The organism is uncultured Ruminococcus sp., from assembly GCF_946415235.1.
Taxonomy (GTDB): Bacteria; Bacillota; Clostridia; order Oscillospirales; family Ruminococcaceae; genus Ruminococcus.
Genome location: NZ_CAMKRR010000005.1, coordinates 19,437 through 34,955, shown reverse-complemented (window position 1 = coordinate 34,955; position 15,519 = coordinate 19,437). Strand labels below are relative to the sequence as shown.

Annotated in this window: 12 protein-coding genes; 9 read left to right on the top strand and 3 right to left on the bottom strand. The window is 46.7% G+C overall.

Annotation, left to right across the window (positions count from 1 at the left end):
• Positions 1-6 precede the first annotated feature (6 nt).
• Together Q0R37_RS02500 and Q0R37_RS02495 are read right to left on the bottom strand one after the other, a co-directional pair.
• Positions 7-1,995 (bottom strand): metallophosphoesterase, encoded by a 1,989-nt coding sequence (locus Q0R37_RS02500; RefSeq protein ID WP_294750729.1) that lies wholly within the window; start codon positions 1,993-1,995, stop codon positions 7-9.
• A gap of 125 nt (positions 1,996-2,120) precedes the next feature.
• Positions 2,121-3,536, bottom strand: a complete 1,416-nt coding sequence (locus Q0R37_RS02495) for a GGDEF domain-containing protein (RefSeq protein ID WP_294750727.1) — start codon at positions 3,534-3,536, stop codon at positions 2,121-2,123.
• A 329-nt stretch (positions 3,537-3,865) separates the two neighbouring features.
• Here Q0R37_RS02495 and Q0R37_RS02490 point away from each other — a divergent pair, with 329 nt between their 5' ends.
• The 9 genes from Q0R37_RS02490 (at position 3,866) to Q0R37_RS02450 (ending at position 14,482) form a co-directional block, all read left to right on the top strand.
• Positions 3,866-4,954 carry a GntR family transcriptional regulator gene (locus Q0R37_RS02490; protein WP_294750725.1) on the top strand — a complete coding sequence of 363 codons (1,089 nt, stop codon included), beginning with the start codon at positions 3,866-3,868 and terminating at the stop codon, positions 4,952-4,954.
• Positions 4,955-5,006: 52 nt separating this feature from the next.
• On the top strand, positions 5,007-5,699 hold the full coding sequence (locus Q0R37_RS02485; protein ID WP_294750723.1) for an AraC family transcriptional regulator: 693 nt from the start codon (positions 5,007-5,009) through the stop codon (positions 5,697-5,699).
• Positions 5,700-5,848: 149 nt separating this feature from the next.
• Positions 5,849-6,892 (top strand): ABC transporter substrate-binding protein, encoded by a 1,044-nt coding sequence (locus Q0R37_RS02480; protein ID WP_294750721.1) that lies wholly within the window; start codon positions 5,849-5,851, stop codon positions 6,890-6,892.
• Positions 6,893-7,036: 144 nt separating this feature from the next.
• Positions 7,037-8,548: a sugar ABC transporter ATP-binding protein gene (locus Q0R37_RS02475; protein ID WP_294750719.1), complete on the top strand. Its 1,512-nt coding sequence runs from the start codon at positions 7,037-7,039 to the stop codon at positions 8,546-8,548.
• A complete protein-coding gene (locus Q0R37_RS02470; RefSeq protein WP_294750717.1) occupies positions 8,548-9,645 on the top strand; it encodes an ABC transporter permease in 1,098 nt (365 codons plus the stop codon). Before Q0R37_RS02475 ends, Q0R37_RS02470 begins: the two co-directional genes overlap by 1 nt.
• 30 nt (positions 9,646-9,675) lie before the next feature.
• Entirely contained in the window at positions 9,676-10,767 is a 1,092-nt protein-coding gene (locus tag Q0R37_RS02465; RefSeq protein WP_294750715.1) for a sugar ABC transporter permease YjfF, read from the top strand.
• Positions 10,764-12,350 carry an FGGY-family carbohydrate kinase gene (locus tag Q0R37_RS02460; protein WP_294750713.1) on the top strand — a complete coding sequence of 529 codons (1,587 nt, stop codon included), beginning with the start codon at positions 10,764-10,766 and terminating at the stop codon, positions 12,348-12,350. The genes Q0R37_RS02465 and Q0R37_RS02460 overlap by 4 nt, the downstream gene beginning before the upstream one ends.
• 19 nt (positions 12,351-12,369) lie before the next feature.
• Positions 12,370-13,803, top strand: a complete 1,434-nt coding sequence (gene araA / locus Q0R37_RS02455) for an L-arabinose isomerase (RefSeq protein WP_294750711.1) — start codon at positions 12,370-12,372, stop codon at positions 13,801-13,803.
• Positions 13,793-14,482 carry an L-ribulose-5-phosphate 4-epimerase gene (locus tag Q0R37_RS02450; RefSeq protein WP_294750709.1) on the top strand — a complete coding sequence of 230 codons (690 nt, stop codon included), beginning with the start codon at positions 13,793-13,795 and terminating at the stop codon, positions 14,480-14,482. The genes araA and Q0R37_RS02450 overlap by 11 nt, the downstream gene beginning before the upstream one ends.
• A 130-nt stretch (positions 14,483-14,612) precedes the next feature.
• Here Q0R37_RS02450 and Q0R37_RS02445 read toward each other — a convergent pair whose 3' ends face one another.
• Positions 14,613-15,272, bottom strand: a complete 660-nt coding sequence (locus Q0R37_RS02445; RefSeq protein ID WP_294750707.1) for an N-acetyltransferase — start codon at positions 15,270-15,272, stop codon at positions 14,613-14,615.
• Positions 15,273-15,519 lie beyond the last annotated feature (247 nt).

The window sequence follows — 15,519 nt, the reverse complement described above, 5'->3', positions numbered from 1 at the left end:
TTATGCTTATTTTTTGCGCTTTCGGCTTATCAGAACAAGACACAGGGATATTATCAGAAAAGGTGTTATCCTGAAGCTTGCGGAAGTTTTAGGGCTGTCTTTTATCTTATTATCGGTCTTCACTACAGGAGAAGAGCTTCCCGAGGAGAGCAGCTTTACATTCCGCAGAGGGATATCCGTATGCCTTATGTACTCTGAGGAGCCTGCGTGAAACAGCTCATACGCGAGGTCATTGCCGTTTCTGTATATGAAGCTGTAATGAGCGTCGGCAATCCCGATGACTGTGGAAAGGTAGCCTGACTGTGCATATGTAAAGTCAAGGGTGAGCTCCTTTGTCTTATGCTCTTCGGAATCTGTAGGACATATGAGCTTGTCGCCCTCAGTGAGTATGAACTCGGTTTCGCCCCGTGAATGGTCGTGTCCGAACAGGAAAAGAATGTTCATGCCGTACTTTTTTGAATATGAGTTTATAAGCTCGGCAATATCGTAAGAATTGCTTATATTGTAGGCGGAAGAGCCTGCCCACGCTCCGACGCTGTTGCCGCTCTGAGGCTGTATCCCCAATGCGTGGAGACCTGCATGAGCAGAAATAATGATGATCTCGCCTTTGTAGTTCTTTGCTGTTTCGCTGAGGAAACTGTCCAGCTGACTTTTTACGCTGCCATAATCCTGCACTGAGGAAGTATCGTTTTCCAGAGCTCCGTAGTTGATGCCGTAAACTATCACGTCCCTTGCGGCAGTGCTGTTTTTTCCGTTTGAGGAAACACTGTCGGAGCTGCCGCGGAATATGACTCCGCAGCCGTCTGAAAAGCCGCTGTCAGCGCCGAGTGCAGCTTTTACGGAAAGCTCGGAAACAGCTTTTGATGAGTCGTGATTTCCTGCAACGTATACCGTATCAAGTCCGCCGAGATAGGGCTTAAGCCTTGGGGCATAGGTATTTATCATTGTATCATAGTCCATTGTCGGACCGTTTATCAGATCGCCCGTGCATACTATAAGCGACGGAATATAGCCTCCTGTGCGGTCAAGGATATTGCCGATGGCGTTACTTATAAGGTCATATTGCTCATGCACATCGGAAAATGTGATGACTGAATCGGGAACAACGCCTTTTGTGACTACAAAAAGAGCTTCCTGTGACTTTTCACGGTAGTAATGATCTTCATTGTCGTGAGCTTCCACGATACAGCTTACGTGGTGTATCCCTGCGGGAAGGTCGGTGAGGTTGTCGGCAGTAAAGCTCAGCCCGCCTGTGCCGCTTTCTTCGCCGTCCGTGAACCACCTTACACTGTCTGTGATTATATCGTCACTGATAAGCTCAACATTATATTCGGGCGCGGCATATCCGCTGCCCTCGATAACAAAGCTGTCTGAGCACGGCTGCTTTTTTATGCATCGCGCAAGCTCTTCGCCCCTTGTGAAAAGCTCTATATCGGCTGCATCGGCAGCATTGTCCGTACAGCCGAAGGGGACGGAGCTGCTCTCGGAATATGTGAGGTAGGTCCTTGTGCCGTTGTCATTGAAAAAGAGCTTTCCGTCATGGTAATCCCATGTCTGATCGCCGTCTGTCCACCAGTTCTGCGAGAGATAAAGATCGTTCTCGTGGCAGCAGAGGCGGTGAGTATCAGTATACAGATAATTGTAATGAGGCGAAGTGCTGGTGACCATTTTTTCTTCGGAGAAATGCCATATGTATTCAGGGGTTATATGGTCGTCGGCTGTGAGGAGAACAGTGCTTCCGTCGGGCTTTTTTATGCCGATAAGGTAATTCCTGCCGTTTTCAAGCTCTGTGGCCTTGAACCATTGCTGATCTGTGCCAAGAGTGATGATGCCTTTTTCGGAAGCCTGCGGAACTGTTGCTGAGAAGTCCTCTGCTGCCGCGTAAGCATATGTATTGGAAAACTGCATGATAAAAGCGGAAGATACAGCCGCGAGCAGAAGAGAAAGTTTGGTATGTATTTTGATAAGTGTCACCTCCGTATGATGTTTCGACACTTTAATAATTATACACTTATTATAACATTATTTACACGATATGTCAAAGGGAACATATGCGTCTTTGGTGGAAAATATGCATAAAAAAGCCCCGAAGCGGACTTTTCCCGCTTCGGGACGAAGTTTTACTTGTGTCTGCGCTCGGGATAGCGCTTGTAGTATTCTTCCTTGTCTTCGTACATTCTTTCATCGGCAGTTGCCATTGCAAATCTTACATCGTGTCTGCCTTCATCCGAGCAGTAGCCTACAGCAAATTTTACGCCCTCGGGGCTGTCTGCGTAGCTTTTGAGCTTGGCGATCTTCTTCTCAAATTCATCGTCGCTCATTCCTGATATAAATACAGTGAACTCGTCGCCGCCTGCACGATAAACGTCCTGACCGATAAAGATCTCCTGCAATATAAACGCGGCATTTTTGATGAGAAGATCTCCCGCGATATGTCCGCTTGTGTCGTTGACCTGTTTTAGTCCGTTAAGATCGGCAAATACGATACGGAGATCATCGGGATAGGCTTCCTTGCCGTCAACAAGGGCATTAACGCGATTATTCATGGCATTGCGGTTTTTGACGCCTGTAAGGAGATCGAGGGTACTCATTATCTCAAGACGGTTAAGGAGCTGATAGTTCGCTATAGCGTATGAGATAAAATAAGTGGTAAGCTCAAGTGTCTCACGTATCTTGAGAGCGTTTTCGGCGTCAAACTCGGTCACCCATATATAGCCTTTAGTCTCTCTGTTATAGTTGAGAGGGAAAAGAACAAGAGTTTTAGTATCGTACTGTTTAAGGGATTCATACCATGCAGGGTTACGTGCCTTAAGAGCCTGCATATCATTTTCGTTTTTTATCATAAGGAAGTCGCTGCCGTCGATAGTTGCAGGCCATGTCTGTACAATATCAAAAAACTCAGGGGTGATTATACCCGTTATCGGTCCCTGCGGACCTTCAACAACATGATCGTCACTTAAAAGTCTGCACATACCCGCATTGAAATCCGTGAGCAGTATGCAGCAGCGGTTGGCGTTGCAGAGCTGACGAATATGAGCTGTGACATCGTTGATCGAGGTCTGGAAATCCGAACCGCTGTAGAGCTTTATACACGCCTGAAGCACATTTGAAGCTGTTTCGAGCGGAATATCGGACATAAGCTTTGAATCTGCGTTTAATGTGATAGTATAAGTGTATGTGCAGTATCCGATATTATCATCGTCGCTTTTTACGGGCATGAAGAAAAGATTGAACCATATGTCGAAGCGTTCGGGGTGTACGTATGTGTGCAGCACCTCTTTTTTGACCGCGGCACGGTAGCAGAAATCCTCGAAATTCATATCGTGGGGAAAATATTTGGTATAAAGTGAATTCGGAACAAATACTTTTTCCTTGGCTATATCGGTGTTTCCGTCGTTGTTCCGTTCAATTGAATCAATATATGCCTTGTTGCCGTCAACTATTCTAATGTCACCGTATCCTCCGTCTGCTTTTTTTTCGACTGACATTATGCAGGTAACAGAGTCAAAGGATTCGAGAAAATTGCGAAAATCCATATCAAAACACCTCTCTATCAGATAGCATTTCAGAATTGATGCTAATGTTATTATACCATATTTTATTATAACATTCAATCGATATTTTATTAATATTTTATGATAAAAACTATTTTTTTTAAGCCATACAATACAAATTCTTTTAATTTACGGAAGATGTATGGACGAAAATATTCCCTTGATTTGACGTAATGCACAATCGGGGAAAAGCATTTTTGTGTGTACATACAAATTTGTAAGCATATTGCAAAAGTTGTCTTTACAAACTGCGGATTGTATGGTATTATGAAGAAAAAGCCGATCGTGTTTTTCGGCCATGGGAGGATATTATGGAAGACTATAAATACTTGACGATCGTGGAATGGGCAAAGAATTACATCACTTCTAAAGGTCTCAGACCAAGAGATCGTTTTCTCACCGAAAAGGAGCTCTGCGAGATCCACGGCGTCAGCAGACAGACCGTGAGGCAGGCTCTTATGTGTCTTGAAAACGACAATGTTATTTGCAGAGTGAGAGGCAGCGGAGCTTTCGTTTCAAACGGCATTTCGCAGAATATCCCTGCTTCACAGGTCCAGACCCGCAATATCGGAGTAATATCCACTTATTTTACTGATTATATTTTCCCTCAGATCGTTACTGGTATCGAAAGCGTGCTCAATGATTCGGGCTATTCCATGCAGCTTGCCATAACTCACAATAAAGTTGCCGAGGAGCAGCAGGCGCTTCAGAGCATGATATCCGGCGGAGTTCAGGGGCTTATAGTCGAGCCCTCCAAGAGCGCTCTGCCTAATCCGAATATGGCTCTTTACGGTGAGCTCAGGAGCAAGAATATCCCCGTGGTATTCTTTAACGCCAAGTACACATGGTCGGAGTATCCCTGCGTGGCTATGGACGATGAAGCGGCAGGCAAAATGGCGGCGGATTACATTTTCGACTGCGGACATACCAAGATCGCGGGCATTTTCGCTCTTGACGATATACAGGGACATAAGCGCTACAGCGGCTTTACAAAGAGCTGCATAGCTCACGGTCTGAAAAATGCTGAGGAAAATGTACTGTGGTTCGCTACTACAGACAAGAATTTTTTATTTACCTCAGGCGGAAATCATCTGCTGGAGTTCCTGAACGAGACAACTGCGGTCGTATGTTATAATGACAACATTGCGATAAAGCTCCTGCAATTCTGCAAGGAGCATGATATACGCGTTCCCGATGATCTTTCCGTGATAAGCATTGACGATTCAAAATATGCGTCTATATGCGATGTTCCACTTACTACGGTAGTTCATCCGCAGAGAAAGCTCGGTGAAGCAGTTGCTGAAAAGCTTATCGACAGGATAAGCTCATTCACAGCCGAGAATAACGACATAATATTTACTCCCGAACTGAAAATACGGGATTCCGTGAAAAAACTCTGAGCTTCGTATGTACAACTCTGAGAAATGTGATCTGATATGAGGGATATTAAGCATGAACGAGAAAAAAGACATGGTACAGGACGTCAAACGTCTTGATATCAAGAAGATTGAGGACCTGCTGCAAAGCGGGAGCCTGGAAAGCTGTGACGAGATACTTGATTCTATCCTCAGTGAGGTGGAATATATAAGGATAAAGTCACTGATGATAAGATTGTATGTTTGTATGGACATATATGTCGCAGCCCATACATTTGCAAGGAAGATCGGTATAAGCAATGAAAAGTTCTTCGGACATTTCGGCACAGCTGACGAAATAGGCACTGAGCTAATGACTGCTGACGATACATTGAAATTCCTGCATAAGATAGTCCGCGACTGCATAATGTGGCGCATAGAATCGGCTAAAGAGAGCAGCAGGAGCATTGTTGCCAAGGCAAGGGACTACATAGACAAGAACTACATGAACGACGAGCTTTCGCTCCTTATCGTTGCAGAGGCTGTAGGACTCAGTCCTTCGTACCTCAGTGCACAGTTCAAAAAGGAGTACGGACAAAACTTGTCCGAATATATTGCGGTTGCAAGGATAGGTCACGCAAGGGAGCTGCTGTGCTGTACTTCCAAGATGATATACGAGGTGGCCTATGACGTGGGATTCCGCGATTACAGGTATTTCAGCCAGATATTCAAGAAGTACACGGGACAGACTCCGAGACAGTTCCAGAACAGTGCGAATGTCTGCCCCTGAAATGAAAACAGACAGTATACCCCAAAAATAATAAACATTTAGTGTAACATTTTCGGTATCAATGTAAGTACAAATTGATTATAATGTAAGTACAAGTTAACGGAATGTACGTTAATGGCATAATAAATTCGGATGGAGGAATTTTAATTATGAAAATGAAAAAGATTCTGGCAATGGCAGCAAGTACGATACTCTGCGGAGCAATGTTTGCAGGCTGCGGCGAGACAAGCAGCTCATCAAACAAGACCGACACAACAACAGCACCCAAGGCTACAGATGCAGACACACCAAAGAGCGACGACAACAAGTCGGGTTCATTGATAAAAGTAGGCATTATCAATAACGATCCGAACGAGTCGGGCTATCGTACAGCCAACGTTAATGATCTTAAGGCTACCTTCACAAAGGAAAACGGCTTTGATGCTTCATTTGCGTACAGCCTTAAGAATGAGGAGCAGATCAATGCCGCTCAGAAGTTCATTCAGGACGAAGTTGATTATCTTCTTCTCTCCGCAGCCGATACGGCAGGCTGGGATTCCGTTCTCAAGGACGCTAAGGACGCAGGCGTAAGAGTTATCCTCTTCGACCGTACAATCGACGCTGACGAGAGCCTCTATGATGCTTCCATCGTTTCCGATATGGATAAGGAGGGCGAGCAGGCAGTTGACTGGCTCAAGTCACAGGACCTCAAGGCATACGATATCATCCACCTTCAGGGCGTAATGGGCTCGGCTGCTCAGAAGGGTCGTTCAAAGGCTCTTGACGACACTGCAAAGGAGCTCGGCTGGAACATCGTTACTCAGCAGACAGCTGAATGGAATGCTGAAAAGGCGCAGCAGATCGTTCAGGCAGCTATAGATGCAAATAAGGAGTTTAATGTTATCTATGCTGAAAACGATGATATGGCCAAGGGCGCGGTCGCTGCTCTCGACAGAGCAAATATCTCACACGGCGTTGACAAGGATGTAGTCGTTATAGGCTTCGACTGCAACAAGTGGGCGCTTAAGGAGCTCAAGGCAGGCAACTGGAACTATGACGGACAGTGCAATCCTTTCCAGTCGTCCTATATCCTTGACATAATCGATAAGCTTGAAAAGGGCGAGACTCTTTCGGACAAGAAGATCGTCATGGACGAAAAGGGCTTTGATGCTAAGACCATTACCGACGCTGACGTAGAGCAGTACGGTATCTGATGCAAAGTGTTACAGGACACTGAATAACTATGATCAAGTGCGGTGACGCATCCGTGAATGCTCTATGTCACCGCACTAATTTTAAAAACTTTTCCGTATGGGAGATTACGGAAAAGCATGAAAACTCACTTAGGAGGAAAAGCAATGCAGGAGAAATCATTGCTGGAGATGCGGGGGATATACAAGTCCTTTCCCGGTGTAAAAGCTCTCAGGAATGTTGATTTTACTCTGCGCGGCGGCGAGATACACGCACTTATGGGTGAAAACGGCGCGGGAAAATCAACACTCATAAAGGTGCTTACGGGTGTACATATAAAGGACAGCGGAGATATCTTCATCAAAGGACAGAACGGTCCTGTTCAGATACATTCGCCTCAGGAAGCTCAGAATCTCGGAATAAGCACGGTATATCAGGAGATATCCCTCTGCCCGAACCTCTCAGTGGCAGAGAATATCTTCCTCGGCAGAGGCAAAAGCAGGCTCGTAAACTGGAGGAGCATGAACAAAAAGGCGGGAGAATTGCTGGATTCGCTCGGTATAGCAGTAAAACCGACTCAGCAGCTCGCAAGCTGCTCTATTGCAGTGCAGCAGATGGTAGCTATAGCAAGAGCTGTGGATATGGAGTGCAGCGTGCTTATACTTGACGAGCCGACATCTTCTCTTGACGAATCTGAGGTCGCAAAGCTGTTCAAGCTTATGAGACAGCTCAAGGAGCGTGGAGTAGGCATCATATTCGTTACCCATTTCCTTGATCAGGTCTATGAGGTCTGTGACAGTATAACGGTGCTGCGTGACGGACAGCTTGTGGGCGAATACGAGATCGAAAAGCTGCCCCGTGTACAGCTCGTATCGAAAATGCTCGGCAAGGAGCTTGACGATATGGCTGATATCAAGAACGACATCCCGACATTCAGCGACAAGGACAAGAGCTTCGTCTATGAGGCTGAAGGACTTTGCAGCTCTGAAGGCATAAAGCCTTTCAACTTCAATATCCGCAAGGGCGAGGTCAACGGCTTCACAGGACTTCTCGGCTCGGGACGCAGCGAGTGCGTGAGAGCCATATTCGGCGCCGATAAGGTAACAGGCGGCAAAGTAAAGGTCAATGGTAAGGAAGTTAAGATCAGCAAGCCGATAGATGCTATGAAAAACGGCATCGCTTATCTTCCCGAGGACCGCAAACGCGACGGAATAGTGGGAGATCTTTCCGTAAAGGACAATATCATACTTGCATTACAGGTCAAGAAGGGCTTCTTCAAGCCGTTCTCAAAGGCTGAGGCAGTCAAGTTCGCAGAGGAGTACATAAAGCTCCTCGATATAAAGACTGCTTCCGTAAATACACCGATCAAGTCACTTTCGGGAGGAAATCAGCAGAAGGTCATCCTCGGACGCTGGCTGCTTACAAATCCCGAATACCTTATACTCGATGAACCTACCCGCGGAATCGACGTTGGTACAAAGGTCGATATTCAGAAGCTTGTTCTGAAGTTGGCTTCCGAGGGCATGAGCATTACCTTCATCTCATCGGAGACCGACGAGATGCTGCGTACCTGTTCAAGGCTGCTCGTTATGCGTGACCGTAAGCTTGTAGGCGAGCTTACAGGTGACGAGCTCACTCAGAATACCATTATGAATACTATCGCAGGAGGTGATCGGTAATGCAGAAAAAAGTCGGAACGGCTGAAAAAAATTCATTTTTGTCAGCAATAATAAGAAAGCAGATCTTTATACCGATCGCTGCTCTGATAATACTTGCAATATTCAATTTTATAGTTGATCCGTCGTTTTTCAAAATAACCCTCGGACACAACAGCGAAGGCGATCCCGTCCTCTCGGGAAACCTTATATCAATAATCGACTACGGCTCAGAGCTTGCAATACTTGCAATAGGCATGACGCTGGTCACGGCTGCTTCGCGCGGACAGGATATCAGTGTGGGCGCTGCCATCGCTATAAGCGGAAGCGTGGTGCTGAGAGTGCTCTGCGGCACGAATTCTCATCCAGAGACACTGCAGGCTCCCATTATAGCTGCATTTCTCGTAAGCTGCCTTGTGGCAATGGCATTCGGAGCTTTCAACGGAGCTCTGGTATCCGTTTTCAAGATACAGCCTATGGTCGCTACCCTGATACTCTTTACGGCAGGACGCTCCATCGCAGCATGGATAAACAACAATGAGCTCCCTGTGGTAAGTGACAGGACATTTACATATTTCGGCGGATACATCCCCGGAATACCGATACCTACTCCGTTCTTCATCGCTATTTTATGCTTTATATTAACATGGCTGGCGCTGAAGTTCACAAATCTTGGGCTGTATGTTCAGTCTGTGGGCATCAATGAAAAGACATCGCGCCTTAACGGTCTCAATCCTGCACTCATCAAGTTCGTGACATACGTTATACTCGGACTTTGTGTAGCGGTTGCAGGATTTATCAAGGTGAGCCGTCTTTCGACTATCAACTACTCTGTAGTGGCAAAGGATATCGAAATGGATGCAATCCTTGCTGTGGCGCTTGGCGGAAACTCCCTCAGCGGCGGTAAATTCAACATATATGCTTCCATACTCGGAGCATATGTAATACAGTTCCTTACAACAACACTTTACAAGTTTCAGGTACAGGCGGACGCTCTTCCTGCGTATAAGGCGGTAGTTGTTATCGCTCTCGTTATACTGAGCGCACCGATCGTAAGAGAAAAGCTGGCAGCATTTTTCAAAAAGCTGCGTTCTCCCGAAAAAGCGGAGAGTAAGGCCTGATAACGCGGACGTGGAATGGAGGAATGATTTATGCCGCAAACAGATATGAAAAACGGCGCAAAACACCGTCGTCTGCTTGGAGGATTATCCGACACCAATCTGCTCATGTCAATAACCATAATCGTGTTCATACTCATGTATGCTTTTGCGATATTCGGACTTGGTGCGGGCTTCCTCAAAGCACAGACATTTTTTAATATGCTTAACGCAAATGCTGCACTGATAATACTTGCCTGCGGAATGACACTGGTCATGATAACGGGCGGTATAGATATCTCTCTCGGCGGAATGGCTGCTCTTGTAAGTATGTGTTCGGCCGTTTACCTTGATATGCACAGCGGCAGCGTGATCGGTGCAGTAATGATATCTCTCGGTATCGGACTTGCATTCGGTATCATACAGGGCTTCCTTGTGGCTTACCTTGACATTCAGCCGTTTATCGTTACACTGGCGGGAATGTTCTTTGCAAGAGGTATGACTACCATTGTTAATACAAACCCCTTCAACGTGCAGAATGAAGCTTTTGTAAAGCTCAAGGAAACAAGGATCATCATCCCGGGTATGGGATCGGTAAACAAAAGAGGCGACTATATCGACGCTTACATAGAGATCGGCGTTGTTATTGCTCTCCTGATCGTTGTCGCACTTTTCCTCTTCCTCAAATGGACAAAGACAGGAAGAAGCTTCTATGCGGTGGGCGGCAACAGACAAAGCGCACTTATGCTCGGAATAAACGTAAAAAGAACGACCTTCCTTGCATATCTTATGTGCGGTATCTTAGGCGGAATCGGCGGATTTGTTTATTTTATGCACGTAGGCTCGGGCTCGGCATCTCACGCAACGGGAGCGGAGATGAACGCCATAGCTTCGTCGATCATCGGCGGAACAATGCTTACGGGCGGCGTCGGAAATATCATCGGTACATTTTTCGGCGTACTTTCACTTGCTCTCATTCAGAACATAGTATCATCAGCAGGTCTCGATCAGGCATGGTGGACAGGTATCACAAACGCTTCGATGCTTTGTATATTCCTCGTTATCCAGAGTATAATCATTGCCCGCCGCAAGAAGGAAAATCTTTCAGCGGAAAAGCCTGCGGAAGCAAAAGGAGTTAAAACATGAGCAGTGCAGAACTGATTAAAAACGGAAAAGCGGTAATTGGCATCGAGTTCGGCTCAACACGTATCAAAGCTGTCCTTATCGGTGAGGATCATGCGCCGCTTGCGGCAGGTATCCATGACTGGCAGAACGAGCTGCTTGACGGTGTGTGGACTTATTCACTTGACAATGTGAAGAAGGGCCTTCAGGAATGCTTTGCCGACCTTATGAAAAATGTAGAGAAAAACTATGGTGTAAAGCTCGAAAGAGCAGCAGGCATGGGTATATCCGCAATGATGCATGGCTACCTTGCCTTTGATGAAAACGATCAGCAGCTGGTTCCCTTCAGAACGTGGCGCAATACCATGACGGAAGAGGCTGCCGACAAGCTCACTGAGGTATTTTCATTCAATATCCCTCAGCGCTGGAGCATAGCTCATCTGTATCAGGCTGTTCTGAATAAGGAGCCTCATATAGGCAGGCTTGCATTCATGACTACCCTTGCAGGATATGTGCATTATCTCCTGACAGGTGAAAAGACTATCGGCGCAGGCGATGCTTCGGGAATATTCCCGATCGCCCCGCAGACCTGTGATTACGATAAGGGTATGCTCGCAAAGTTTGACGAGCTTGCAGCAGGTACAGAGCTTCGTGTAAAGCTTGCGGAGCTGCTGCCCCGTATAGTGCCCGCAGGAGAATGTGCGGGCAAGCTTACGGAAGAGGGAGCAAGACTGCTTGATCCCACAGGTACTTTCGGTGCGGGAGTTCCTTTCTGTCCTCCCGAAGGAGACGCACAGACAGGAATGGCTGCAACAAACAGCATTACCCCGAAAACAGGAAATGTTTCGGCAGGAACTTCCATATTCTCAATGATAGTGCTCGAAAAGAACCTCTCGGAAGTACACCGTGAGATAGATATCGTGACTACTCCCTGCGGAGCTCCTGTTGCTATGGTACACTGCAACAGCTGTACGTCGGACCTTGACGCATGGTTCGGTATGTTCGGCGGACTTTTAAAGGAGTTCGGGATGGAGCTCCCAAAGGGAAAGCTGTACGATACGCTTTATTCACTTGCCGCAGAGGGAAGTCCCGACTGCGACGGCATAGTTTCATATAACTATTATGCAGGCGAGCCTGTTACAGGGATCAAGGACGGCAGACCATTGCTTATGCGAAGCCCCGATTCCGAATTCAGTATCAGAAACCTTGCGAGGAGCCTTGTTTATTCATGTGTTGCTTCGCTTAAGGCAGGTATGGATATACTTACCGAGCAGGAGCACGTAAAGCTCGACCGTATATATGCTCACGGCGGCTTCTTCAAAACACCTTTCCCGAGTCAGAATTTCCTCGCAGCAGCTCTCGGTTCCGATGTGACGCTGATGAAAACTGCGGGAGAGGGCGGCGCATGGGGAATTGCTCTTCTTGCTGCATACATGGTCGGCAGGAGCAGCGGCGAGAGCCTTGAGGATTACCTTAACAGCCGCGTATTTGCGGGCATGGAAGGTACTACCGTAGTTCCGGCAAAGGAGGATACGGACGGTATCAATGCATATATGAAAAAATATATTTCTGGACTTTCAGCTGTGAGAGCAGCTGTGTCCGAATGAACGAAAGGATAGATAAAGTATGAAATTCTGGTTTATAACGGGTTCACAGTTCCTGTACGGCGAAGAAACGCTGAGACAGGTAGAAGAGGACTCAAAGAAAATAGTTGACGGATTAAAGCTTCCTTTCCCTGTTGAGTATAAGCTCACTGTAAAGAAAGAGTCTGAGATAGAGCGCATCGTCAAGGAAGCAAATTACGACGACGAATGTGCAGGTATAATCACTTTCTGCCACACCTTTTCACCATCAAAGATGTGGATAAACGGTCTTGCAATCTTACAAAAGCCTTGGCTTCACTTTCATACGCAGTTTAACGAGACTATTCCCAATGAAGCGATCGACATGGATTACATGAATCTTCACCAGTCGGCGCACGGCGACAGGGAACACGGCTTCATTGGGGCTCGGCTGCGCGTGCCGAGAGCAGTTGTTGCAGGACACTGGAAGGATCCCGAGGTACAGGCTAAGATAGCTGAATGGCAGCGTGCCGCTGTTGGTGTAATGTTCAGCAAGAGCCTTAAGATAGTTCGTTTCGGTGATAATATGCGTGAAGTTGCTGTTACCGAGGGCGATAAGATCGAAGCTCAGCTCAGGCTCGGCTGGCAGGTAAATACCTTCGCAGTCGGCGACCTTGTTAAGTGCATGGACGCTGTTACTGATGCCGAGATCGACAAGCTCATGAAGGAATATGCAGAGCTTTACGACTACGACAAGGCTGACGATGAGACTATAAGATATCAGGCACGTGAAGAGATCGCAATAGAGAAGATACTTGTCCGCGAGGGCGCAAAGGCTTTCTCCAATACATTTGAGGATCTTTACGGCATGAAGCAGCTCCCGGGACTTGCTACACAGCACCTTATGCATAAGGGCTATGGCTTCGGCGCTGAGGGCGACTGGAAAACAGCAGGTATGACAGCTATTGTAAAGGCAATGTATCCCGACGGAAACACCTCATTTATGGAGGATTACACATACGATTACGAGCGCAAGCTCATACTCGGTTCGCATATGCTTGAGGTTTGCCCTTCAATTGCGGCAGACAGACCTCGTATAGAGGTTCACCACCTCGGAATAGGCGGAAAGGAACCGCCTGCAAGAATAGTTTTCGAGGGCAGAGCAGGTTCGGCAAAGGCACTCTCACTTATCGACATCGGCGGCAGACTCAGACTTATCCAGCAGGATGTAGAGTGCGAGAAGCCCTTCCAGTCAATGCCTAATCTCCCTGTTGCAAGAACTATGTGGAGACCTGCACCCTCGTTCCTTGAGGGCCTTGAATGCTGGATAATCGCGGGCGGAGCACATCATACGGTCCTTTCTTACGATATCACCGATGAAACTGTAAGAGATTTCGCACGTATCATGGGTATCGAACTCGTAGTTATCAACAAGGACACAACAAAGGAAAAGCTTGAACGCGATATCATGATCGGAGATGTGATCTATGGACGTTAAAGAGCTTAAGGAAAGAGTCCTTAAAGCAAATCTTCTGCTCCCGAAGTACGGACTTGTTACATTCACATGGGGAAATGTCAGCGAATACGATCATGAGACAGGTTTTGTGGCGATAAAGCCCAGCGGAGTTGAATACGATACAATGACGGCTGATGATATAGTTGTTCTGACTCTCGACGGCAAAAAGGTCGACGGAAAGCTTTCACCGTCAAGCGATACACCCACACATCTTGAGATATACAGGAATTTTGAGGGAGTACGCGGAGTAGTTCATACTCACAGCCGCTATGCTACTTCATTTGCACAGGCCTGCATGGGAATACCGCCTCTCGGTACTACTCACGGAGACTATTTCTACGGTGAGATACCCTGTACAAGGGAAATGACCGATGAAGAGGTCAAGGGCGATTACGAGCTTGAAACCGGCAAGGTCATTGTGGAATGCTGTCCCGATTATAAGAATGTTCCTGCTGCGCTGGTGGCAAATCACGGTCCTTTCGTATGGGGCGGTGACTGCATGGAAGCTGTTCATAACTCGGTAGTTCTTGAGGAGCTTTCGGCTATGGCGTGGATTACAAAGACACTTCGTCCCGATACGGGCGTAATGCCGCAGAGACTTCTTGATAAACACTTTTTCCGTAAGCATGGTGCAAATGCCTATTACGGACAATCCAAATAATCTTAGTGACCGATCCATTACAAATAGAATTTCTCTCCAAAAGGAAAAGGCTTCGCATCAAAAGCGAGGCCTTTTCCTTTTGTAAAAATAAAAACAGCAGACAATGTCTGCTGTTTTTAGCTTTATGATATCATTCGCGGTTTATGACTGAATGACTGTGTATATAGAACTCCTCCTGACTTGGCTGCCAGCCCTTTACCTTTGGCGGGAAGAGCGCGTCGAAATCTCCGACAGCTTCTTCGTCATTACAGAGCTCCTCCACATCGCTGGGACAGTAGAACCATTTCCTTCCGTCAAGAGCACCGTCCTTCAGCACTTTTACAAGAAGCGCAGCAGGGAAGAAGTCACCCTCAAAGCAGACGTTGTATTTACGGCAGCTTTTATAGCCTCTTGCAACGTAGTTATCAGGATTACCGAAGTTGATAACAGTATCGTATCCCATATCGGCAGCTATACCGAAGGTGTGCTTCAGCAGAGCTTTTCCGTAACCTTTTCGCTGATATTCGGGGAGTACGCAGATCGGTCCCATAGTGACGATCTGTTTTTCACTGCCGTTTTCATCTCTGAGCTTAGCCTTGCAGTACATAACGCAGCCGACCATCCTTCCGCCGACTTCGATAACATAGTCGAGTTCGGGGATAAAGTCCTCATGCTGTCTCATGATATGTATGAAGTAGTGCTCGTGGCAGCCGGGCTTGTTGAGGTTCCAGAAAGCTTCACGGGCGATATTTTCAACTTCGCGGTAGTCTTTTTCTGTTTCCCTGCGGATGATATAGTCATTATTTTTCATTATTTTTTTCCTCCTGAAATAGTTGACCGGACACGGGAGGTTTGTGTGGGATAGTATTCGCAAACCTTCCGTTTACGCTGCTATCTCAGGTCTGTTATTGTTTTTCAAACAACGATCTCCTTAAAATGAAATTAATTGAGCAGAGGCAGCGGAAATACCGTTCTGCCTGCTTTAATTGCATTATATCACCTCAGACCTTGCTTGTCAAGGTAAAAGTTACTTGTGAAGCGGATTAAGATAAAAGGAA